Here is a 22,297-nt window from a genome sequence, read left to right as displayed (position 1 = left end):
GCCCGGGCCGGCGGCCGCACAGCGCACCGCCGAGCGGCCGTCCTTCGACGAGCCCCTGCACGACCCGGCCGCCGAGGCCGCGCGGACGGCCCCGCCCGACACGGGCCGCAGCGCCCTGCCCCGGCACGAGGAGACCCTCAAGCTCCGCGTCCCGGACGAGCTCGCCGCGCTCGCCAAGGCCTTCGACGCCCAGTACGCCCGGCCGCCGGGCACCCCCGCGGAGGACGAGGAGGAGGCCGCCCCCGAGCAGAAGCCCGCCCGCTCCGGCGGCGGCCGCGACCGCTACCTCGACCTGCTGCGAGGCCTGGCCCTCGTCCGCGTCGTGCTGTACCACAACTTCAGCTGGGCCTGGCTGCCGCTGGTCTTCCCGTCCATGGGCGTGATGTTCGCGCTGGCCGGCTCGCTGATGGCCCGTTCGCTGAAGCGGCCCGCGCTGACCGTCATCCGCGGCCGACTGCGCCGCCTGCTGCCGCCGATGTGGCTGTTCGGCGTCGTGGTGATGACCCTGTGGATCCTGGACGGCTGGGGCCCGGACGCCGAGGGCCACCCGAACTGGTGGTGGGGCAAGCTCGCCTTCTGGATCCTGCCGGTGAGCACTCCGCCCTACCCCCAGGGGGACCTGCCGGGCTTCGGACTCATGGAGGACAGCTGGGGCACCCAGGTCGGCGTCCCGCTCTGGTACCTGCGCGCCTACCTCTGGTACGTGCTGCTGTCGCCGCTGATGCTGCGCGCCCTGCGCCGCTTCCCGCTGGTGACGGTGCTCACCCCGCTGGTGCTGACCTTCTTCTCCGGCCTGCTCCCGGAGGACGGCCGGATCTGGGAGACCTGGTCCGACTTCACGATCTTCGGCTCCTGCTGGATCCTCGGCATGGCCCACAACGAGGGCCTGCTCAAGAAGCTCCCGCAGTACGTCGCCCCCTCGGTGGCACCGATGATCATGGTCGCCGGGTACTGGTGGTACGTCAGCCGGCCGGTGCTCGACCCGACCGACGTCGGCGACCTGGAGGGCGTGCCGATCGCCCAGGCCGTCTGGTCCTTCGGCTACGTGCTGCTGCTGCTCCACCTCAGCCCCTCGTGGGAGCAGTGGCCGCGACGCCTGGAACCGTTCAACGGCATCGTCAGCCTGCTGAACGCCCGGGCCGTCAGCGTCTACCTCTGGCACACCCTCGCCCTGGAGCTGTCCGTCCCGGTGATCGACCAGCTCTGGCGGGTCGACTACCTCGCCGACAACTGGGGTTCGGTGCTCGGCAGCCCCTATCCGCAGCTCTTCGCGGCGATCCCGCTGATCGGGTTGTTCGTCCTCTGCTTCGGCTGGATCGAGGACGTCGCGGCGAAACGCTCGCCACGGCTCTTCCCGTATCCCCGCAAGGCCCGCGGAAAACGGCGGGCCGCAGCCTGACGACCGCGGCCCGGTCGCGCGCCGCCCCGCACGGGCGGCCCGCGGTCGGGCCGCGGTCGGTGATCGGATAAGGGCAATCTAGGATGAAGCGGTGTTCACCCCCACCGCACTCCTCGCCGACCGCTGGCACCCGACGGCCGCGACCGTCCGCCGGGCGGCGCTGTCCGCCCTGGTGATGAGCGTGGTCATCGTGCTCACCGGCGGCGCCGTACGGCTCACCGCCTCCGGCCTCGGCTGCACCACCTGGCCGCGCTGCACCGGCGAGAGCATCACGCCGACGCCCGAGATGGGCATCCACGGCGTCATCGAGTTCACCAACCGGATGCTCACCTACGTGCTGTGCGCGGCGATCGCCTGGGCCACCCTGGCCGCGCGCTGCGCCACGCCGTGGCGCCGCTCGCTCACCCGGCTCGGCTGGGCGCAGTTCTGGCTGGTCATGAGCAACGCCGTGATCGGCGGCATCACCGTGCTCACCGGCCTGAACCCGTACGTGGTGGCGGTGCACATGGTCGCCGCGATGGGCCTGGTCTGGGTCGCCGTGCTGATGTGGGAGCGCACCGCGGAGGGCGACGGCACCCCCGAACTCCTGGTGCCGCGGCCGCTGCAGCAGCTGTCGTACGTCCTCGTCACCGTGGTCGGCCTGCTGGTCGCGGCCGGCACCCTGGTCACCGGCGCGGGCCACCACCCCGGCTCCTCCAGCGACGTCTGGCGCATCCCGATCGACTACGACCGGCTCGCCCAGGCCCACGCCGACCTGGCCTTCCTGTCGATCGGTCTGACGCTGGCGGCGGTGTTCGTGCTCGCCGCGGTGAAGGCCCCGCGGGCGGCCCGGGCGCGGGTCCGGGACCTGCTGGTCGTGCTGCTGCTGCAGGGCGTCCTCGGCTTCGTCCAGTACTTCACCGACGCCCCCGAGATCATGGTCGGCCTGCACATGCTGGGCGCCGCCCTCACCTGGGCCGCCGCCCTCCGCATCCCGCTGGCCCTGCGCACCCGCCCCGCCACCGACCCGGCCCCCGTCCCCGCCCAGCTGGTGCCCGCGAGCTGACGCCCAGGGGCGGCCACCCAGGGGCGCGTGGAACTGCGCAATCCGGGTGCGGCCGTCCCTGCTGAACAGGGCTCACAACAAGACAGGGGCGCGGGGAACTGCGCGAATCGGAAGGCCGCCGTCGGCCTCTCCCGTCTCGCGCGGTTCCCCGCGCCCCTGGGCGGTTCTCCGCAGGCCTCAGATCTGGATGCCGGCCATCCGCTTCCACTCGTAGGCACTGGTCTTCACCTTCAGGCCGAGCTCGCCCTCGAAGGTGTCGTGCAGGGTGACGCCGGCGAGCTGCGCCGCACGCTGCCCGATGGCGTAGGTCGGGGCGACCTGGTCGCCCCAGGTGCCGTCCGCACCGACGAGCACGATCCGGGTGGCGGTGCGGCCGACGTACTCGACGACGCCGTCCGCGCTGCCGCCGTGCTGGTTCGCGAAGGCGGTGATGTGCTTGGCGATGCGCTTGGCGCGCCGCTCGGCGCGCGCGTCCTGCGCGGTGGGGGTGGCGGTCTCTGCGCTGGTCATGCCCGCATGCTACCGAGCGGTAGAACGCGTGGCGACGGCGGCGAGGTGTGCGGCGGGCCACACCGGCGCCCCCTACCCTGGCGGGATGACCTTCGATGGCTGGCCGGCCGAGGCGCTCGAGTTCTACGAGCAGCTGGAGGCCGACAACTCCAAGACCTTCTGGACGGCGCACAAGGACCGCTACGAGCAGTCCGTCCGGGCCCCGACGGCCGACCTGCTGGACGCCCTGGAGGACGAGTTCGGCCCGGGAAAGATCTTCCGTCCGAACCGCGACGTCCGGTTCAGCGCCGACAAGTCGCCGTACAAGACGCACATCGGCGCCTTCCTGGAGGCCGGCGGCTACATCCAGCTCTCGGCGGACGGCCTGGCCTGCGGCAACGGCATGTACCAGCTGGCGACGGACCAGCTGCGCCGCTACCGGGAGGCGGTCGCGGAGGACGTCACCGGCGCCGAGCTGGAGCGGGTGATCGCCTCGGTCGAGGCGGCCGGGCCCTCGGTGGTCGGCCGGGACCCGCTGAAGTCGGCGCCCCGCGGCTACCCCAAGGACCATCCGCGGATCGGGCTGCTGCGGAACAAGGGCCTGATCGCCTGGCAGGAGTGGGAGCCCGCCGCCTGGCTGGGCACCGCGCAGGCGTACGGGCGGATCGCCGGCTTCCTGCGCGCCTCCCGCCCGCTCAAGGACTGGCTGGACGGGCACGTCGGCCCGAGCGAGCTCCCGCCGCGCTGACACCGGCTCAGCCGCCCGACACTCCTGTCCGCACCCTGGCCGCCCCGCACCGCCTCTGGTAGACCTGCCGCATGCAGCCCTCCCGAGGTGACGCGAACACGCCCGACTCCCCCGTCCGCGGCCGCTACGACGTCGTCGTGGTCGGCGGCGGCCACAACGGCCTGGTGGCCGCCGCCTACCTGGCCCGGGCCGGCCGCAGCGTGCTGGTGCTGGAGCGGCTCGGCCGCACCGGCGGGGCCGCGGTCTCCACCGAGGCCTTCCCCGGCGTCGCCGCCCGGCTCTCCCGGTACTCGTACCTGGTGAGCCTGCTGCCGCAGAAGATCGTCGACGAGCTGGGGCTGCACTTCGCGGTGCGGCCCCGGCGGATCTCCTCGTACACGCCGGCCGTGCGCGGCGGGCGCCCGACCGGGCTGCTGGTGGACCGGGCGGACGACTCCCGCACCGCCGCGTCCTTCCGCGCCCTGACCGGCTCCGACCGGGAGTACGCGGCCTGGCAGGAGTTCTACGGGCGGACCACCCGGGTCGCCGAGCGGGTCTTCCCGTCCCTCACCGAGCCGCTGCCCACCCGCGCGGAGCTGCGGCGGCGGATCGACGACCCGGCCGTCTGGGAGGCGCTGTTCGAGCGGCCGATCGGCGAGGCCGTGGAGGGCGCCTTCGCCGACGACCTCGTCCGCGGCGTGGTCCTCACCGACGCCCTGATCGGCACCTTCACCCACGCCCACGACCCGGGGCTGGCGCAGAACCGCTGCTTCCTCTACCACGTGATCGGCGGCGGCACCGGCGACTGGAACGTGCCGGTGGGCGGCATGGGTGCGCTCACCGACGCGCTGGCGGACGCCGCCCGGGCGGCCGGCGCCGAGATCCGCACCGGCTGCGAGGCCACCGCGATCGACCCGGGCACCGCCGGCGGCGCCGCCGAGGTCGTCTTCCGGCACGACGGCCGCGAGCACCGGGTGGGCGCCAAGGCGGTGCTGTGCAACGCCGCCCCGCAGACCCTCGCCCGGCTGCTCGGCGAGGCGCCGCCGGAGCCCGCCCCGGAGGGCTCCCAGCTGAAGGTCAACATGCTGCTGCGCCGACTGCCCCGGCTGAGGGACACCGCGGTGGACCCGCGGGACGCCTTCGCCGGCACCCTGCACCTGGCGGAGTCGTACACCGAGCTGGAGACCGCCTACCGGCAGGCCGCCGAGGGCCGGACGCCCGCGCCGGCGCCGTCCGAGATCTACTGCCACTCGCTGACCGACCCGTCGATCCTGGGCCCGGAGCTCGCCGCGCAGGGCTTCCACACGCTCACCCTGTTCGGGGTGCACCAGCCGGCCCGGCTGTTCGCCGACGACCCGGAGAAGGCCCGGGCGGCGGCGCTGGAGGCGGTGCTCGCACCGTTGCAGGAGTGCCTGGACGAGCCGCTGGCCGACTGCCTGGCGGTGGACGGCGAGGGCCGGCCCTGCATCGAGGCGAAGAGCCCGCTGGACCTGGAGGCCGACCTGGGCCTGCCGGGCGGCAACATCTTCCACCGCGAGCTGGCCTTCCCCTGGGGCGAGGACCCGGCCGACCGCTGGGGCGTCGCCACCGCCCACCCGAACGTGCTGCTCTGCGGGGCCGGCGCGGTGCGCGGCGGCGGGGTCAGCGGGATCCCCGGGCACAACGCCGCGATGGCCGTCCTCGGCCGCTAGCCGCAGGAGCGCGACAAGGACAGCGGGAACGACGGAGCCCCGGGGCGCAGGCCCCGGGGCTCCGGTCGGTGTCGGGCGCTCGCCGTCACTTGACGAACGGGTCCACCGCGATGACCACGAAGAGCAGGGTCAGGTAGGTGATGGACCAGTGGAAGAGGCGCATCTCCTTGAGCTTGGCGCCGACGACCCCGGCCTTGGCGCGGGCGTGCAGGCCGTGCGCCTCCTTCAGCCAGAACCCGCCGAGCAGCACCGCGGAGACCGGGTACAGCCAGCTGGTGTGGCCGAGCGGCCACAGGGCCAGCGAGACGGCGACCATCACCCAGGAGTAGGCGACGATCTGCCGGGCGACGGCCAGGTTGCCCTTGATGACGGGGAGCATCGGCACGCCGGCCTTGGCGTAGTCCTCGCGGACCTTCATCGACAGCGGCCAGTAGTGCGGCGGCGTCCAGAAGAAGATCACCAGGAAGAGCACCAGCGCGGACCAGGAGAGCGAGTTCGTCACCGCGGCCCAGCCGACGAACACCGGCATGCAGCCGGCGATGCCGCCCCAGACGATGTTCTGGGCCGTGCGGCGCTTCAGGCCGAGGGTGTAGACGAAGACGTAGAACAGCAGCGCGGCCAGCGCCAGCGCCGAGGAGAGCGCGTTGACCAGCAGGCCCAGCCAGAGGGTCGAGCCGATCGCCAGCGCGATGCCGAAGACCAGCGCCTCGCGCGGGGACACCATGCCGGTGACGATCGGCCGCCGCTCGGTACGGGACATCACCGCGTCGATGTCGCGGTCGATGTACATGTTGAGGGCGTTGGCGCCACCCGCGGAGAGGTAGCCGCCGACCACGACCTTGACGACCAGCCACGGGTCGGGTACACCGTGCTGCGCCAGGAACATCACCGGGACGGTGGTGATCAGCAGCAGCTCGATGATCCGTGGCTTGGTCAGTGCGACGAATGCGCCGACACGGGCCCCGAACGGCCGGTGCGCAGGCGTCGCCCCGACCGCCCCGGCGGGGCGGGATTCGACGGCGGTCACGAACACCCCAACTCACGATGAACTTCCACAGGCGTCCTCTGGGCCCGTGGGCTCCGGTGCGTCCGCGCTGCGCGTACCACGCCACCTTAGACGCTCCATATGTCCCGTCCCGCCCCGGGGTGCCCCGGCGAGCCGGAGCCGCACACCCGCGGGTGAATCGCCGCAGCTCGCACCGGACGGGCGCGGCCCGCCCGTCTTGCCCCTCGGACGAGCGGACCGTTCGCGTCCGGGTGAGGGTAGGACAGAGCCCGCGAAGCCCTTCGGGAATGCCGATAGCGCCACCCCGGTTGCCCCGGCACGCAAGGTGAGGCCCCTTGTGAGCGGTAGGCTCGCACAGAGAAGCGGGATCAACCCTCCGTGACCGGCACCAGCGAACGTCAGGACCACAGCGACGTGGCCGACCGGTCCCCTTCACGGGGTCACTCTTCACCACCAGGAAGGAGCCCTGAGACAGGGTGAGCACCACGCCGACGAACGCATTCGAATGGACCGAACTGGACCAGCGGACCGTCGACACGGCCCGCGTCCTCGCGATGGATGCCGTGCAGAAGGTGGGCAACGGGCACCCAGGCACCGCGATGTCGCTGGCCCCGGCTGCATACGTGATCTTCCAGCGCTTCCTGCGGCACGACCCGACCGACCCCGCCTGGGTCGGCCGCGACCGCTTCGTCCTCTCCCCCGGGCACACGTCGCTGACTCTCTACACCCAGCTCTACCTCTCGGGCTACGGTCTGTCCCTGGACGACCTGAAGGCCTTCCGGGTCGCGGGCAGCCGCACCCCGGGCCACCCCGAGCACGGCCACACCGCGGGCGTCGAGACGACCACCGGTCCGCTCGGACAGGGCGTCGCCAACGCGGTCGGCATGGCGATGGCCGCCCGCTACGAGCGCGGCCTGTTCGACCCGGAGGCCGCGGAGGGCGAGTCCCCCTTCGACCACACCGTCTGGGCCATCGTCTCCGACGGCGACCTGGAGGAGGGCATCTCCGCGGAGGCGTCCTCGCTGGCCGGCCACCAGAAGCTGGGCAACCTCGTCGCGCTCTACGACGACAACCACATCTCCATCGAGGGCGACACCGAGACGGCCTTCTCCGAGGACGTCCTCGCCCGCTACGAGGCGTACGGCTGGCACGTCCAGCGGATCACGCCGAAGTCCGACGGCGACGTCGACGTGCACGCGCTGGCCACCGCGCTGGCCGCCGCCAAGGCCGAGACCGAGCGCCCGTCGATCATCGCGATGCGCACCATCATCGCCTGGCCGGCCCCGAACGCCCAGGACACCGCCAAGGCGCACGGCTCCGCGCTCGGCGACGCCGAGATCGCCGCCACCAAGAAGGTGCTCGGCTTCTCGCCGGAGAAGACCTTCGAGGTCACCGAGCAGGTCATCGAGCACGCCCGCCAGGTGGTGCACCGTGGCAAGGCCGCCCGCGCCGAGTGGGAGGCCTCCTTCCACGCGTGGCGCGCGGCCAACCCGGAGCGCGCCGCCGAGTTCGACCGGATCCAGATCGGCGAGCTGCCCGACGGCTGGGAGAAGGCGATCCCGGTCTTCCCGGCCGGCAAGGACGTCGCCACCCGCAAGGCCTCCGGCGACACCCTCAAGGCGGTCGGCCGGCACGTTCCGGAGCTGTGGGGCGGTTCGGCGGACCTCGCCGAGTCCAACCTCACCACCATCGACGAGGACTCCTCCTTCCTCCCGGCGAGCAACCCGCTGAAGACCGCCTCGCCGTACGGCCGGACGATCCACTTCGGCATCCGCGAGCACGCCATGGGCGCGATCATGAACGGCATCGCGCTGCACGGCCGCACCCGCATCTACGGCGGCACCTTCCTGGTGTTCTCCGACTACATGCGCCCGGCGGTGCGCCTCGCCGCGCTGATGAAGCTGCCCGTCACCTACGTGTGGACGCACGACTCCATCGGCCTCGGCGAGGACGGCCCGACCCACCAGCCGGTCGAGCACCTGGCCGCGCTGCGCGCCATCCCCGGCCTCTCGGTCGTCCGCCCCGGCGACGCCAACGAGACCGCCGTCGTCTGGCGCACGATCCTGGAGCGGCAGACCAGCCGCCCCGGCCCGGTCGGCCTGGCGCTCACCCGCCAGGGCGTGCCCACCTTCGACCGCGAGGTGTTCCACTCCGCCGAGGGCGCGGCCAAGGGCGGCTACGTGCTGGCCGAGGCCTCCGGCGCCTCGCCGAAGGTCATCCTGATCGGCACCGGCTCCGAGGTGCAGCTCGCCGTCCAGGCCCGCGAGGCCCTGGAGGCGGACGGCATCCCGACCCGCGTCGTGTCGATGCCGTCGATCGAGTGGTTCAACGAGCAGGACCAGGCGTACCGCGACAGCGTGCTGCCGCCGAACGTCCGTGCCCGGGTCTCGGTCGAGGCGGGCATCGCCCAGGGCTGGCGCGAGCTGGTCGGCGACGCCGGCCGGATCATCGGCCTGGAGCACTTCGGCGCCTCCGCCGACTACAAGGTGCTGTACCAGGAGTTCGGCCTGACCGCCGACGCCGTGGCCAACGCCGCCCGCGCCTCGCTCCGCACGGTCGAGGCCGTCTCCCGCTAGCAGTGCCTCCGGGCCGGGTGTCCGACCGCACATCGGACGCCCGGCCTGTCTGACGACCCCACAGCAGACGTACGAAAAAAGAGGATGTAGCACCATGACTGACGCTCTGAAGCGCCTCAGCGACGAAGGCGTGGCGATCTGGCTGGACGACCTCAGCCGCGAGCGGCTCAACAGCGGCAACCTGGCCGAGCTGGTGCAGGAGAAGCACGTCGTCGGCGTCACCACCAACCCGACCATCTTCCAGAAGGCGATCGGCGGCGGCAGCGCGGCCTACGACGGCCAGCTGAACGACCTGGCCGTCCGCAAGGTCACCGTGGACGAGGCCGTCCGGATGATCACCACCTCGGACGTCCGCGACGCGGCCGACGTGCTGCGCCCGGTCTACGACGCCTCGAACGGCCGCGACGGCCGGGTCTCCATCGAGGTCGACCCGCGCCTGGCGCACGAGACCGCCGCCACGATCGCCGAGGCCAAGCAGCTGTGGTGGCTGGTGGACCGCCCGAACGTGTTCATCAAGATCCCCGCCACCGAGGCCGGCCTGCCCGCCATCACCGAGGTCATCGCCAAGGGCATCAGCGTCAACGTCACGCTGATCTTCTCGCTCGAGCGGTACCGCGCCGTGATGGACGCCTACCTCTCCGGCCTGGAGAAGGCCAAGGCCGCCGGCCTCGACCTCTCGCAGATCGAGTCGGTCGCCTCCTTCTTCGTCTCCCGCGTGGACACCGAGATCGACAAGCGCCTCGACAAGGTCGGCGGCGACGCCAAGGAGCTGCGCTCCAAGGCCGGTGTGGCCAACGCCCGCCTCGCCTACCAGGCGTACGAGGAGGTCTTCGGCCCGGTCGACGCCAAGCGCGACGGCTCGGACCGTTGGAAGGCCCTGGAGGCCGCCGGCGCCAAGCCGCAGCGCCCGCTCTGGGCGTCCACCGGCGTCAAGGACCCGAACCTGCCGGACACCCTCTACGTGACCGAGCTGGCCGCCCCCGGCACCGTCAACACCATGCCGGAGGCCACCCTCAACGCCACCGACGACCACGGCGTGGTCACCGGCGACGCCATCACCCCGAACTACGGCGACGCCAAGGCCGTGATGGACGCCGTCGCCGCGGCCGGCGTCGACTACGACGACGTCGTCCAGCTGCTGGAGGACGAGGGCGTCGAGAAGTTCGAGGCCTCCTGGAAGGAACTGCTGGACACGGTCGCGGCCTCGCTCGCCGCGCACGGCGACCAGAACTGACACGACTGCTCACGACCAAGCGCACGGAGAGCGGAGCCAACACCAGTGAGCAACACCCCTGCTTTTCCCGATGTCGAGGGGGCCGAGGTCGGGCAGGGTGACCCCCTGCTGCCCTCCAACCCGCTGCGCGATCCGGCGGACCGCCGGCTGCCGAGGATCGCCGGGCCGTCCGGCCTGGTGATCTTCGGCGTCACCGGCGACCTGTCGCGCAAGAAGCTCATGCCGGCCGTCTACGACCTCGCCAACCGCGGACTGCTGCCGCCGGGCTTCTCGCTCGTCGGCTTCGCCCGCCGCGAGTGGGAGGACGAGGACTTCGCGCGGGAGGTGCACGACGCGGTCAAGGAGCACGCGCGCACGCAGTTCCGCGAGGAGGTCTGGCAGCAGCTCGCCAAGGGCATGCGGTTCGTCCAGGGCGACTTCGGCGACGACGAGGCCTTCGACACCCTGCGGAAGACCATCGAGGACCTCGACCGGGCCCAGGGCACGGGCGGCAACTTCGCCTTCTACCTGTCGGTGCCGCCGAAGTTCTTCCCCACCGTCGTCCAGCAGCTCAAGAAGCACGGTCTGACCGACCCGCCGAAGGGCTCCTGGCGCCGCGCGGTGATCGAGAAGCCGTTCGGCCACGACCTGGAGAGCGCCCAGGAGCTGAACCGGATCGTCCACGAGGTCTTCCCCCGGGACGAGGTCTTCCGGATCGACCACTACCTGGGCAAGGAGACCGTCCAGAACATCCTGGCGCTCCGCTTCGCCAACCAGATGTTCGAGCCGATCTGGAACCGGTCGTACGTCGACCACGTGCAGATCACCATGGCCGAGGACATCGGCATCGGCGGCCGCGCCGGCTACTACGACGGCATCGGCTCGGCCCGCGACGTCATCCAGAACCACCTGCTCCAGCTGATGGCGCTCACCGCCATCGAGGAGCCCGCGTCCTTCCACCCCAAGGCCCTGGTCGCCGAGAAGCTCAAGGTGCTCAGCGCCGTGAAGCTCCCCGCCGACCTCGGCAAGCACACCGTGCGCGGCCAGTACGCGTCCGGCTGGCAGGGCGGCGAGGAGGTCGTCGGCTACCTGGACGAGGACGGCATCAACCCCGAGTCCAAGACCGACACCTACGCGGCGATCAAGCTGGAGATCAACAACCGGCGCTGGGCCGGCGTCCCGTTCTACCTGCGGACGGGCAAGCGCCTCGGCCGCCGGGTGACCGAGATCGCGGTCGTCTTCCAGCGGGCCCCGTACCTGCCGTTCGACTCCTACGCCACCGAGGAGCTGGGGCAGAACGCCCTGGTCATCCGGGTACAGCCGGACGAGGGCGTCACCGTGCGGTTCGGCTCCAAGGTGCCCGGCACCGCGCTGGAGGTCCGCGACGTCACGATGGACTTCGCCTACGGCGAGTCCTTCACCGAGTCCAGCCCGGAGGCGTACGAGCGCCTGATCCTCGACGTGCTGCTCGGCGACGCCAACCTCTTCCCGCGGCACCAGGAGGTCGAGCTCTCCTGGCAGATCCTCGACCCGATCGAGCAGTACTGGGACGCCCACGACAAGCCCGCGCAGTACGCGGCCGGGACCTGGGGCCCGATCGAGGCCGACGAGATGCTCGCACGAGACGGCAGGAGCTGGCGCCGGCCATGAAGATCGACCTGACCCACACCACCTCCGGCAGGATCAACGCGGCGCTGATGGACGCCCGCCGGGCCAGCGGCTCCACCGCGGCCGGCATGGTCCTGACCCTGGTGATCGTGACCGACGAGGGCAGCGCCTACGACGCCCTCAAGGCCGCCAACGACGCCTCCCGCGAGCACCCTTCGCGCACCCTGGCGGTCATCAAGCGGGCCGGACGCTCGCCGCGCGCCCGGGCCGAGACCCGCCTCGACGCCGAGATCCTGGTCGGCAGCGACGCGGGCTCCGGCGAGACGGTCGTCCTGCGCATGCACGGCGAGCTCGCCGCGCACGCCCAGTCCGTCGTCCTGCCGCTGCTGCTGCCGGACGCCCCGGTCGTCGTCTGGTGGCCGGACAACGCCCCGCTGCACCCGGCGAACGACCCGCTCGGCGCGCTCGCCCAGCGCCGGATCACCGACGCGGTCACCGCCGAGTCCCCGGTCGGCCAGCTCGCCCAGCGGGCGGCCAGCTACACCCCCGGCGACACCGACCTCGCCTGGACCCGCATCACCGGCTGGCGCTCCATGCTGGCCGCCGCGCTCGACCAGCGGCCCGCCACGATCACCGGCGCGGTCGTCGAGGGCGAGTCGTACAACCCCAGCGTCGAGCTGCTCGGCCTGTGGATGACCAACCGGCTGCGGGTGCCGGTCGAGCGGATCGTCACCGGCGGCCCCGGCATCACCGCCGTCCGGCTGCGCACCCAGGACGGCGAGATCGTCCTGGACCGTCCCGACGGCCTGATGGGCACGCTGTCCATGCCCGGCTCGCCGGACCGGATGGTCGCGCTCAAGCGTCGCGACACCGCCGAGCTCATCGCGGAGGAGCTGCGCCGGCTCGACCCGGACGACATCTACGCGTCGGCCGTCCGCACCCCGGTGGACCGGCTGCGCGAGAAGCTGCCCGCGGAGCCCGCTCCGTCGACCGAGGCCGTCCCGGCCGATGTCGCGGCCCCTGCCCGGGTCACCGCCAAGCTGCCGGACGCCGAGCCGGCGGCTGCGGAGCCGGCCGGTCCCGTGCCGGCCGGTCCCGAGCCGACGGATGCCGAGCCGACGCCGAAGAAGCCGTCCGCCAAGAAGGCCGCCCCACGCAAGCGGAGCACCTCGTGACGGCGGCGACCCCGCAGCTGGTGGTGCACCGGGACAAGGAGCTGATGGCGCAGGCCGCGGCGGCCCGGCTGATCACCCGCATCGTGGACGCCCAGTCCGCCCGCGGCACCGCCTCGGTGGTGCTGACGGGCGGGCGGAACGGCAACGCCCTGCTGGCCGCGATCGCCGCCTCCCCGGCACGCGACGCGGTCGACTGGGCGCGGCTCGACCTCTGGTGGGGCGACGAGCGCTTCGTCCCCGCCGGCGACCCGGACCGCAACGCCGTCCAGGCCCGTGCCGAACTGCTCGACGGCGTCCCGCTGGACCCGGCCCGGGTGCACGAGATGCCGGCCTCGGACGGCCCGGACGGCTCGGACGTCGAGGCGGCCGCCGCCCGGTACGCCGAGGAGCTCGCCCGGGCCGCCGGGCCCGGCGAGCACGCCGGGGTGCCGGCCTTCGACGTGCTGCTGCTCGGCGTCGGCCCGGACACCCACGTCGCCTCGCTCTTCCCGGAGCACCCCGGTGTCCGGGAGAAGGAGTTGACCGTGATCGGCGTCCGCGGGGCGCCGAAGCCGCCGCCCACCCGGATCTCGCTCACCCTCCCGGCGATCCGGGCGGCCCGTGAGGTCTGGCTGCTCGCCGCCGGCGAGGACAAGGCGGGGGCGGTCTCCCTCGCCCTGCGCGGCCCCGGGGAGCTCCAGGCACCCGCCTCCGGCGCGTACGGCACCGCCCGGACCCTCTGGCTGCTCGACCGCTCCGCGGCGGCCGAGCTGCCGCCCCAGCTGTACCCGCCCGCCTCGGCCTGACCGGGCCCGCGGCACACGCCTGCGCCCCGCCGGACGTCCTGTCCGGCGGGGCGCACGTGCGTACGGGGTCGGGCGGCGGCCGGGGTCAGACGGCGGCCGGGGCGGGCGCCCGCTCCTCGACGGCCGGGTCGGCCTCCGGCGCGGGCGGGGTCGGCCCGCCCGCGGCACCGCGGGCGTCCAGCCGCTTGATCAGCTTCCGGCCGAGGACGATCATCGGCTGCTCGACCCGGTGGTACAGCACGTCCGCCGCGAGCAGCGCGACGACCACCACCGCCAGGCCCGCGGCCGGGGAACCGTGGTGCAGCTTCGGCGCCATGCCGAAGACCGCGGACGCGGCCAGCACCTGCACCAGGTAGAGGCCGTACGAGCGCTCGCCGACGAACACCAGCGGGCGGCGGGAGAGGAGCCAGCGCCCGGCTCCCGGACCGAGGAGCGAGGGCAGCAGCAGCGCCACACCCACGCCGTAGACCACGACGGTGTGGCGCTGGCCGTGCAGGGCTTCGGTGAGCCGGGGCACCGACAGGTGCAGCACCACGAATGCGGCCCCCACCACGGCCCCGACCGCGGGATGGGTCAGCGGGGCGAGCAGGGCGAACCCGCGGCGGCTGTGCAGGACGAGGGCCAGCAGGGCGCCGGTCATCAGCACCGTGTAGTGGACGGCCAGCGACTCCCACGCCGCGGAGAACGGCACCAGCAGCACCGCGATGCCGAGCAGCGCCACCGGGATCCGCAGCCGGAGCGCGACCGCGCCGGCCAGGATCAGCGCCAGCGGCCAGACCAGGTAGAACTTCTGCTCGACGCCGATCGTCCAGGAATGGAGGAACGGCGTGCCGGCGGCCAGGTCGTACTCGTTGAGGAAGGTCGCGTAGTGCGCCAGGTGGCCGCGGAGCAGCTTCCAGCCCTGGCCGTTGCGGTACTGGGTGACCGCGGTCGCCGCCAGCACCACGTAGTAGAGGGGCATGATGCGGAAGATCCGGCGCAGGTAGAAGTCGCGCAGGGATATCCGGCCGGTCCGGTCCCGTTCGCGGAGCATCAGCGTGGTGATCAGGAAGCCGGACACCACGAAGAAGACGTGCACCCCGATCCAGCCGGAGAGGAACGCCGCACGCGGCCCCGCGAAGTGGAAGAACACCACGATCACCGCGGCGAAGGCGCGCAGACCGTCGAGCGCGTCGAACCTGCGCATCCCCAGGAACTCGGCGTGGGTCAGCTTGCGCACGGGGTCACTCCAGTCGGTGGTACGGGGGACGGCTCGCTCGGAACAGCCCGAAGGGCGCCGCCGTCACCGGCGGCGCCCTTCGTGTTGCTTCCTCAGATCTCGCCGCGGAGCTTGGCCAGCGCCTCGGCGAGGATCGCCTCGCCGTCGGCGTCGGTACGGCGCTCGCGCACGTACGCGAGGTGGGTCTTGTAGGGCTCGTTGCGGGCCGGGGCCGGAGGGTTGTGCTCGTCCTGGCCTGCCGGGAACCCGCAACGCGGGCAGTCCCAGGTCTCCGGGATCGCCGCTTCGGCGGCGAAACTGGGGCGCGTCTCGTGCTTGTTCGCGCACCAGAAGGAGATCCGGTTACGGGGGGCGGACTCGCCGCGCTCCGCCTCGCCCATGGGGCCTGCGCCGACTCTGCTTCCTCGGATGGCGTTGCCACTTGCCACGGTTGGACTCCCTGCGTGCTGGTGCCGCCCGGCCGCGGCTGTGCGGACGGTGGCGAAGTCGTCCTAGTGTAAGCGGGAGTTAAAGCTCTGCCACCACCGCCTGCCGAACCGGGCTGCGACCGGCCCGCGGAGGGCCGGACGGGACGTCGGCTACTTGTACTTGAGCAGCAGGCTCAGCACCACGATGCAGGCGAACCAGGCGAGGCCCACCAGGATCGTGATGCGGTCGAGGTTCCGCTCGGCCACCGCGGAGCCACCGCCGGTGGACATCGCGCCACCGCCGAACATGTCGGACAGGCCGCCGCCCTTCCCCTTGTGCAGCAGCACCAGGAGGATCATCAGCAGGCTGAAGATGATCAGGGCAATCGAGAACCCGAGAACCACGGCGGGACCAACTCTCTCGTATCTTCGGCGAAGGGGCCGGGCCGCGTGGAAGCGGTCCGGCCCCAAAGCCTACGTTGCTGCGGCGGCGTTAGCCTACTGCCTGCTCGCGGTAGCGCACGATCTTGACGAACTCCTCGGCGTCCAGCGAGGCACCGCCGATCAGACCGCCGTCGATGTCCGGCTTGGCCATCAGGCCGGCCGCACTGGAGGACTTCACCGAACCGCCGTACAGGATGCGGACCTTGCCGGCCAGCTCGGCGTCGTACAGCTCGGCCAGGCGGGCGCGGATCGCACCGCAGACCTCCTGGGCGTCCTCCGGGGTCGCCACCTCGCCGGTGCCGATCGCCCAGACCGGCTCGTACGCGACGACGACCGTCTCCGCGTCCGAGGCCGGCACGCCCTCCAGGGCGCCGTCCAGCTGCGCCAGGGTGTGCTCGACGTGGGTGCCCGCCTTGCGGACGTCCAGCGGCTCGCCGATGCACAGGATCGGGGTGATCCCGCTGCGGTAGGCGGCCTTCACCTTGGCGTTGACGATCTCCTCGTCCTCGCCGTGGTACTGGCGGCGCTCCGAGTGGCCGATCACCGCGTAGGTGACCTTCAGCTTGGCCAGCATCGGGCCGGAGATCTCACCGGTGTAGGCACCGGAGTCGTACTGCGAGATGTCCTGCGAGCCGTACTTGATCTTCAGCTTGTCGCCGTCGACCAGCGTCTGCACCGACCGCAGGTCGGTGAACGGGGTCAGCACGGCGACCTCGACGGCCTCGTAGTCCTTGTCGGCCAGCGCGAAGGCCAGCTTCTGGGTGTGCTGGATGGCCTCGAGGTGGTTGAGGTTCATCTTCCAGTTGCCCGCCATCAGCGGGAGGCGCTCAGTCATCTTCCTCAGCCTTCCAGGGCGGCGAGACCGGGGAGGGTCTTGCCCTCCAGGTACTCGAGGCTTGCGCCACCGCCGGTCGAGATGTGCCCGAACTTCGTCTCGTCGAAGCCCAGGGTGCGGACGGCCGCGGCGGAGTCGCCGCCGCCGACCACGGTGAACGCGTCGGAGTCGATCAGGCCCTGGGCCACGACCCGGGTGCCCTCGGCGAACGCCGGGTGCTCGAACACGCCCATCGGGCCGTTCCAGAACACGGTCTTCGCGTCGGCGATCTTCTCCGCGAACAGCTGCGCCGTCCGCGGGCCGATGTCCAGGCCGAGCGCGCCGTCCGGGATGGCGTCCGCGTCGACCACCGCGAAGTCCTCCACCGGGGCCCCGCCCTTGACGTCCGGGAAGGAACCGGACACCGCGGTGTCCACCGGGATCACGAACTCCACGCCCTGCTCGGCGCCGCGCTTCAGGTAGTCCTGGACGACCGGGATCTGGTCCTCCTGCAGCAGCGAGGCACCGACGCCGTGGCCCTGGGCCGCGATGAAGGTGTACATCATGCCGCCGCCGATGAGGATCCTGTCGGCCTTGCCGAGCAGGTTCTCGATCACGCCGACCTTGTCGGAGACCTTCGAACCGCCGAGCACCACGACGTACGGGCGGGCCACCTCGTCGGTGAGGCGCTTCAGCACCCCCACCTCGGTGGCGATCAGGTCGCCGACCGCGTGCGGCAGGCGGGCCGGCAGGTCGTACACCGAGGCGTGCTTGCGGTGCACCGCGCCGAAGCCGTCGCCCACGTACACGTCGGCCAGGCCGGCCAGCTCGTCGGCGAAGGCGCCGCGCTCGGCGTCGTCCTTGGCGGTCTCGCCCGCGTTGAAGCGCAGGTTCTCCAGCAGCGTGACCTCGCCGTCGGCCAGGGCGGCGACGGTGGCCTTCGCGCTCTCGCCCACGGTGTCGGTGGCGAAGGACACCGGGACGCCGAGGATCTCGCCGAGGCGGACGGCCACCGGCGCGAGGGAGTACTGCGGGTCGGGCTCGCCCTTCGGGCGGCCCAGGTGCGAGGCGACGACCACCCTGGCGCCGGCCTGCACCAGCTTGGCGATGGTCGGCGCGACGGCGCGGATCCGGCCGTCGTCGGTGATGATCCCGCCGGACAGCGGCACGTTCAGGTCGGCGCGGACGAACACCCGCTTGCCGGCGACCTGGAGGTCTTCGATCGTCTTCACGGTCTTGGGTCTCCCGAGGAAGGTGGTGCGTGTCGGCGGCACGGCGGCGGGCCACCAGATAACACGACGGGCGAGGGTGGGGACGCGAAGCGGAGGCCCGGACGGCGTCAGCCTTCCGGGCCCCGCACCTCACGTCACGTCAGCTCCCGCGCAGGGGTCAGAGCTGGCCGCCGACGAGCGTGGTCAGGTTGACGAGACGGTTCGAGTAGCCCCACTCGTTGTCGTACCAGCCGAAGACCTTGACCTGGTTGCCCTGGGCCATGGTCATCAGGGAGTCGAAGATCGTGGAGAACGGCGAGTTCACGATGTCGGAGGAGACGATCGGGTCCTCGGTGTACTGCAGGATGCCCTTGAGGTCGCCCTCGGCCGCCTTCTGGAAGGCCGCGTTGACCTCCTCCACGGTGACCTCGCGCTCCAGGGTCACGACCAGGTCGGTGATCGAGCCGGTCGGCACCGGGACGCGCAGCGAGGTGCCGTCGAGCTTGCCCTTGAGCTCGGGCAGGACCAGGGCGGTGGCCTTCGCGGCACCCGTCGAGGTCGGGATGATGTTCAGCGACGCGGCACGGGCACGGCGCAGGTCCTTGTGCGGGAAGTCCAGCGTGACCTGGTCGTTGGTGAACGCGTGGACGGTGGTCATCAGACCCTTGACGATCCCGAAGTTCTCGTTCAGCACCTTCGCCAGGGGGGCGACGCAGTTGGTGGTGCAGGAGGCGTTCGAGATGACGGTGTGGTTCGCCGGGTCGTACTTGTCGTCGTTGACACCCATGACGATGGTGACGTCTTCGTCCGTCGCGGGCGCCGAGATGATGACCTTCTTCGCGCCGGCCGTGACGTGCTTCTTTGCAAGCTCGGCCTTGGTGAAGATACCGGTGGACTCGATGACGATGTCGACGCCCAGCTCGCCCCAGGGGAGGTTCGCGGGGTCGCGCTCGGCGACGACCTTGAAGGTCTTGCCGTCCACGGTGATGCTGTCGGCGGTGTGGGAGACCTCGGACTGCAGGGTGCCGAGGATCGAGTCGTACTTGAGCAGGTGCGCGAGGGTCTTCGTGTCGGTCAGGTCGTTGACACCGACGATCTCGATGTCCGCGCCCTGAGCCTGAACCGCACGGAAGAAGTTGCGGCCGATGCGGCCGAATCCGTTGATGCCTACCCGGATCGTCACGAACCGATCTCCTCTTAGGTACGCCGGACTGAATTCCGACGGGGGTTGAAATGGGATGTCCCCGACCACCCATGACCCTACCTCCCCGCGGCTCCGCTGGGCACATCGCCTCTCCGCCCGGGGCGGCACGGCACCGTGCGGACCGCCCATCGGATTACCCGCGAGTAACTCCTGTGGCGGGCGTGCATAAAGGGGCGCGGGGAACGGCGCGAATCGGCTGACGCGCAGTCGCGCCTTCCGATTCGCGCCGTTCCCCGCGCCCCTTTATGTGTCCGAATAGCGAAACACGGATTGTCAGCTGAGCGCCATCTCGTCGGTGAGGTTGGCCTCGGTGCTCGGCAGCCCGAGCTCCGCGGCGCGCTTGTCGGCCATCGCCAGCAGGCGGCGGATCCGGCCGGCCACCGCGTCCTTCGTCAGCGGCGGGTCGGCGAGCGCACCGAGCTCCTCCAGCGAGGCCTGCTTGTGCTGCATCCGCAGCTGGCCGGCGGCGGCCAGGTGCTCGGGCACCTCGTCGCCCAGGATCTCCAGCGCGCGCTGCACGCGCGCGCCCGCCGCGACCGCCGCGCGCGCCGAGCGGCGCAGGTTGGCGTCGTCGAAGTTCGCCAGCCGGTTCGCGGTGGCGCGCACCTCGCGCCGCATCCGGCGCTCCTCCCAGGCGAGCACCGCCTCGTGCGCCCCCAGCCGGGTCAACAGCGCACCGATCGCGTCACCGTCCCGGATGACCACCCGGTCGACGCCGCGGACCTCGCGGGCCTTGGCCGGGATGCCGAGCCGGCGCGCCGCGCCGACCAGGGCGAGCGCCGCCTCGGAGCCGGGGCAGGTGATCTCCAGCGAGGAGGAGCGGCCGGGCTCGGTGAGCGAGCCGTGCGCCAGGAAGGCGCCGCGCCAGGCGGCCTCGGCGTCGCAGGTCGCACCGGACACCACGGCCGGCGGCAGGCCGCGGATCGGCCGCCCCCGCCCGTCCACCAGGCCGGTCTGCCGGGCGAGCAGCTCGCCGTCCTTGACCACCCGGACCACGTACCGGCTGCCGCGGCGCAGCCCGCCGGGGGCCATCACGACCAGGTCCGAGGAGTGCCCGAAGATCTCCAGCAGGTCCTTGCGCAGGCGCCGGGCCGCGATGGCCGTGTCCAGCTCCGCCTCGATCACGATCCGGCCGCTCACGATGTGCAGACCGCCCGCGAACCGCAGGATCGCCGAGACCTCGGCCTTCCGGCAGCAAGCCCGGGTGACCGGGAGCCGGGAGATTTCGTCCTTCACCGCAGGAGTCATCGCCATGGGCCGATCCTTCCATGTGTCCGGAAAATCCGGTCGTACGCAGCCGCCAGGAGCTCCGGGTCGTGTCGCGGGGTCCCGTCCGCCCGGGCGACCCGCCCGAGCACCAGGGCCGCGCCCATCCGCTCGGCGGCCTTCTCCAGCCCGGCCAGGTCGGCGAGGCCGAACGCCCCGCCGGTGACCGCCCGCTCGTCGACCAGCACGGCGTCGACCTCGAGGTCCGGCGCGTGGTCGGCGATCACGTCGAGGTGCCGCTGCGGGCTGAAGCCCTCGGTCTCCCCGGGTTGGGGGGCGAGGTTCAGGGTGAGCAGCCGGCGCGCGCGGGTCTCGACCAGCGCCTTGGCGAGCTCGGGCACCAGCAGGTGCGGCAGCACGCTGGTGAACCAGGAGCCGGGGCCGAGCACCACCCAGTCCGCCTCCAGCACGGCCTCCACGGCCTCCGGCACGGCGGGCGGCTCCTCCGGCAGCAGCCGCACCGACTGCACGGTGCCGGGGGTCACGGCGACGGCGGCCTGGCCGCGGACGGCGCTGAGCTCGTGCGGACGGGCCGGGTCGTGCCCGCGGACCTCGGCCTCGATCTCCAGCGGGACGGCCGACATCGGCAGCACCCGGCCCTGCACGTTGAGCAGCCGGCCCACCCAGTTGAGCGCCTCGACCGGGTCGCCGAGCTTCTCCCACAGGGCGACGATCAGCAGGTTGCCGACGGCGTGGCCGCCGAGGTCGCCGTCGCCGGTGAAGCGCTGCTGGATCACCTCGGACCAGGTGCGGCCCCAGTCGTCGTCGCCGCAGAGCGCGGCGAGCGCCTTGCGCAGGTCGCCCGGCGGCAGCACGCCGAGCTCGGCGCGCAGCCGCCCGCTGGAGCCGCCGTCGTCGGCGACGGTGACCACGGCAGTGAGCTCGTTGGTCAGCCGGCGCAACGCGGAGAGCGAGGCGGACAGCCCCTGGCCGCCGCCGAGCGCGGTGATCCTGGGTGCGCCGGGGCGCGACTTCTGGGCAGCCGGACTGCTTCCGGCCGGGGCTCGCTCGCCAGACCTCTGCTGGAACTGCCGTGCTGGCGAGTATCCCGTCACACCGACCCCATGTTCCTGTCTCGTGCTCCCTTGGGCGGACCGGAACGTCCGGCCGGGGTCAGCCCCGGCCGGTCACTCCCGGCCCATGTCGCGGTGGACGAGCACCGTTTCGACGCCGTCCGCGATCAGACGCCTGGTCAGCCGCTCGGACATGGCGACGCTGCGGTGCTTGCCACCGGTGCAGCCTACGGCAAGAGTCATGTAGCGCTTGCCTTCACGGCGATACCCTTCGGTCACGATCTTCAGCAACTCCGCGTAACCGTCCAGGAACTCCTGGGCACCGGGCTGCTTGAACACGTAGTCGGCGACGTCGCTGTCCGTGCCGGTGTGGGCCCGCAGCTCCGGCACCCAGTGCGGGTTCGGCAGGAAGCGGCAGTCCACCACCAGGTCGGCGTCGACCGGCAGGCCGTACTTGAAGCCGAAGGACATCACGGTGGCGCGCAGCTCGGGCTCGTCGTTGTCGGCGAACTGGGCGTCGAGCTTGGCGCGCAGCTGGTGGACGTTGAGGTTGGAGGTGTCGATCACCAGGTCGGCCTCGCCGCGCAGGTCGCGCAGCAGCTCGCGCTCCTGGGCGATGCCGTCGACGATCCGGCCGTCGCCCTGCAGCGGGTGCGGGCGGCGGACGGACTCGAAGCGGCGCACCAGCGCCTCGTCCGAGGAGTCCAGGAAGACGACGCGCAGCCGCACGCCGCGCTTCTCCAGCTCCTCCAGCGAGGTGAGCAGGTCGTCGAAGAAGCTGCGGCCGCGGACGTCGACGACGGCGCCGATCCGGGGCACGGAGCCCTGCGAGCGGGCGCCGAGGTCCACCATGGTGGGGATCAGCGCGGGCGGCAGGTTGTCCACCACGAACCAGCCCAGGTCCTCCAGGCACTTGGCCGCGGTGCTCCGGCCGGCGCCGGACATGCCGGAGATGATCACCAGCTCCGGCGCGTTGTCGCCCACGTCGGACACGTTCACTTCGGT

Annotated in this window: 20 protein-coding genes; 9 read left to right on the top strand and 11 right to left on the bottom strand. The window is 72.2% G+C overall.

Translation table 11 applies throughout. The features are described from left to right. A partial coding sequence (locus tag ABD353_RS26885; RefSeq protein WP_344626256.1) for an acyltransferase family protein occupies positions 1-1,399 on the top strand: 1,399 nt, incomplete at its 5' end. Positions 1,400-1,490: 91 nt separating this feature from the next. Next, positions 1,491-2,444, top strand: a complete 954-nt coding sequence (locus ABD353_RS26880; protein WP_344626255.1) for a COX15/CtaA family protein — start codon at positions 1,491-1,493, stop codon at positions 2,442-2,444. Positions 2,445-2,621: 177 nt separating this feature from the next. On the opposite strand, the gene ABD353_RS26875 is transcribed toward ABD353_RS26880, so the two are convergent. Next, positions 2,622-2,954, bottom strand: a complete 333-nt coding sequence (locus ABD353_RS26875; protein ID WP_344626254.1) for a hypothetical protein — start codon at positions 2,952-2,954, stop codon at positions 2,622-2,624. Between the two features lie 85 nt (positions 2,955-3,039). Between ABD353_RS26875 and ABD353_RS26870 the strand changes: the two genes are divergently transcribed. Beyond that, on the top strand, positions 3,040-3,681 hold the full coding sequence (locus ABD353_RS26870; RefSeq protein WP_344626253.1) for a DUF2461 domain-containing protein: 642 nt from the start codon (positions 3,040-3,042) through the stop codon (positions 3,679-3,681). A gap of 71 nt (positions 3,682-3,752) precedes the next feature. Beyond that, positions 3,753-5,351, top strand: a complete 1,599-nt coding sequence (locus ABD353_RS26865; RefSeq protein WP_344626252.1) for a phytoene desaturase family protein — start codon at positions 3,753-3,755, stop codon at positions 5,349-5,351. 85 nt (positions 5,352-5,436) lie between these two features. On the opposite strand, the gene ABD353_RS26860 is transcribed toward ABD353_RS26865, so the two are convergent. After that, entirely contained in the window at positions 5,437-6,378 is a 942-nt protein-coding gene (locus ABD353_RS26860; protein WP_344626251.1) for a heme o synthase, read from the bottom strand. A gap of 455 nt (positions 6,379-6,833) precedes the next feature. Here ABD353_RS26860 and tkt point away from each other — a divergent pair, with 455 nt between their 5' ends. From tkt to pgl, 5 genes are all read left to right on the top strand, one after another. Continuing rightward, complete coding sequence (tkt, locus tag ABD353_RS26855) at positions 6,834-8,933, top strand: transketolase (protein WP_344626250.1); 2,100 nt, start codon at positions 6,834-6,836, stop codon at positions 8,931-8,933. A gap of 94 nt (positions 8,934-9,027) precedes the next feature. Further along, complete coding sequence (gene tal / locus ABD353_RS26850) at positions 9,028-10,167, top strand: transaldolase (RefSeq protein WP_344626249.1); 1,140 nt, start codon at positions 9,028-9,030, stop codon at positions 10,165-10,167. A 105-nt stretch (positions 10,168-10,272) separates the two neighbouring features. Then, entirely contained in the window at positions 10,273-11,796 is a 1,524-nt protein-coding gene (gene zwf / locus ABD353_RS26845) for a glucose-6-phosphate dehydrogenase (RefSeq protein ID WP_344626258.1), read from the top strand. Then, positions 11,793-12,929 carry a glucose-6-phosphate dehydrogenase assembly protein OpcA gene (opcA, locus tag ABD353_RS26840; RefSeq protein ID WP_344626248.1) on the top strand — a complete coding sequence of 379 codons (1,137 nt, stop codon included), beginning with the start codon at positions 11,793-11,795 and terminating at the stop codon, positions 12,927-12,929. Before zwf ends, opcA begins: the two co-directional genes overlap by 4 nt. Next, a complete protein-coding gene (pgl, locus tag ABD353_RS26835) occupies positions 12,926-13,714 on the top strand; it encodes a 6-phosphogluconolactonase (RefSeq protein WP_344626247.1) in 789 nt (262 codons plus the stop codon). The genes opcA and pgl overlap by 4 nt, the downstream gene beginning before the upstream one ends. 85 nt (positions 13,715-13,799) lie before the next feature. On the opposite strand, the gene ABD353_RS26830 is transcribed toward pgl, so the two are convergent. The 9 genes from ABD353_RS26830 to rapZ all read right to left on the bottom strand — a co-directional run bounded on the left by ABD353_RS26830 (position 13,800) and on the right by rapZ (position 22,291). Beyond that, positions 13,800-14,933: an acyltransferase family protein gene (locus ABD353_RS26830; RefSeq protein ID WP_344626246.1), complete on the bottom strand. Its 1,134-nt coding sequence runs from the start codon at positions 14,931-14,933 to the stop codon at positions 13,800-13,802. Between the two features lie 92 nt (positions 14,934-15,025). After that, positions 15,026-15,313, bottom strand: coding sequence for an RNA polymerase-binding protein RbpA (locus ABD353_RS26825; protein WP_257019256.1), 288 nt, complete (start codon positions 15,311-15,313; stop codon positions 15,026-15,028). 198 nt (positions 15,314-15,511) lie between these two features. Next, positions 15,512-15,745 (bottom strand): preprotein translocase subunit SecG, encoded by a 234-nt coding sequence (gene secG, locus ABD353_RS26820; RefSeq protein ID WP_030266403.1) that lies wholly within the window; start codon positions 15,743-15,745, stop codon positions 15,512-15,514. A gap of 88 nt (positions 15,746-15,833) precedes the next feature. Then, a complete protein-coding gene (gene tpiA / locus ABD353_RS26815; protein WP_344626245.1) occupies positions 15,834-16,619 on the bottom strand; it encodes a triose-phosphate isomerase in 786 nt (261 codons plus the stop codon). A gap of 5 nt (positions 16,620-16,624) precedes the next feature. Then, positions 16,625-17,830, bottom strand: a complete 1,206-nt coding sequence (locus ABD353_RS26810; protein WP_344626244.1) for a phosphoglycerate kinase — start codon at positions 17,828-17,830, stop codon at positions 16,625-16,627. A 157-nt stretch (positions 17,831-17,987) separates the two neighbouring features. Beyond that, the gene (gene gap, locus ABD353_RS26805) at positions 17,988-18,992 is read right to left on the bottom strand and encodes a type I glyceraldehyde-3-phosphate dehydrogenase (protein ID WP_344626243.1); all 1,005 of its coding nucleotides are present in this window, start codon (positions 18,990-18,992) and stop codon (positions 17,988-17,990) included. Positions 18,993-19,286: 294 nt separating this feature from the next. Further along, positions 19,287-20,267, bottom strand: coding sequence for a DNA-binding protein WhiA (whiA, locus tag ABD353_RS26800; protein ID WP_030266394.1), 981 nt, complete (start codon positions 20,265-20,267; stop codon positions 19,287-19,289). Beyond that, positions 20,258-21,334: a gluconeogenesis factor YvcK family protein gene (locus tag ABD353_RS26795; protein WP_344626242.1), complete on the bottom strand. Its 1,077-nt coding sequence runs from the start codon at positions 21,332-21,334 to the stop codon at positions 20,258-20,260. The genes whiA and ABD353_RS26795 overlap by 10 nt, the downstream gene beginning before the upstream one ends. A gap of 72 nt (positions 21,335-21,406) precedes the next feature. After that, positions 21,407-22,291 (bottom strand): RNase adapter RapZ, encoded by an 885-nt coding sequence (gene rapZ / locus ABD353_RS26790; protein ID WP_425555255.1) that lies wholly within the window; start codon positions 22,289-22,291, stop codon positions 21,407-21,409. Positions 22,292-22,297 lie beyond the last annotated feature (6 nt).

Origin of the sequence: Kitasatospora arboriphila, assembly GCF_039528095.1 — a bacterium.
Lineage (GTDB): Bacteria > Actinomycetota > Actinomycetes > Streptomycetales > Streptomycetaceae > Kitasatospora > Kitasatospora arboriphila.
Note: the sequence above shows the minus strand (reverse complement) of the source record. Positions and strands in the feature narration are given on the sequence as shown.

What these genes read in the sequence shown, in the direction of transcription:
- ABD353_RS26875 (WP_344626254.1), bottom strand. Translation starts at nt 2,954, where the DNA reads ATGACCAGCGCAGAGACCGCCACCCCCACCGCGCAGGACGCGCGCGCC.
- ABD353_RS26870 (WP_344626253.1), top strand. Translation starts at nt 3,040, where the DNA reads ATGACCTTCGATGGCTGGCCGGCCGAGGCGCTCGAGTTCTACGAGCAG.
- ABD353_RS26865 (WP_344626252.1), top strand. Translation starts at nt 3,753, where the DNA reads ATGCAGCCCTCCCGAGGTGACGCGAACACGCCCGACTCCCCCGTCCGC.
- tal (WP_344626249.1), top strand. Translation starts at nt 9,028, where the DNA reads ATGACTGACGCTCTGAAGCGCCTCAGCGACGAAGGCGTGGCGATCTGG.
- opcA (WP_344626248.1), top strand. Translation starts at nt 11,793, where the DNA reads ATGAAGATCGACCTGACCCACACCACCTCCGGCAGGATCAACGCGGCG.
- ABD353_RS26825 (WP_257019256.1), bottom strand. Translation starts at nt 15,313, where the DNA reads ATGGGCGAGGCGGAGCGCGGCGAGTCCGCCCCCCGTAACCGGATCTCC.
- tpiA (WP_344626245.1), bottom strand. Translation starts at nt 16,619, where the DNA reads ATGACTGAGCGCCTCCCGCTGATGGCGGGCAACTGGAAGATGAACCTC.
- whiA (WP_030266394.1), bottom strand. Translation starts at nt 20,267, where the DNA reads ATGGCGATGACTCCTGCGGTGAAGGACGAAATCTCCCGGCTCCCGGTC.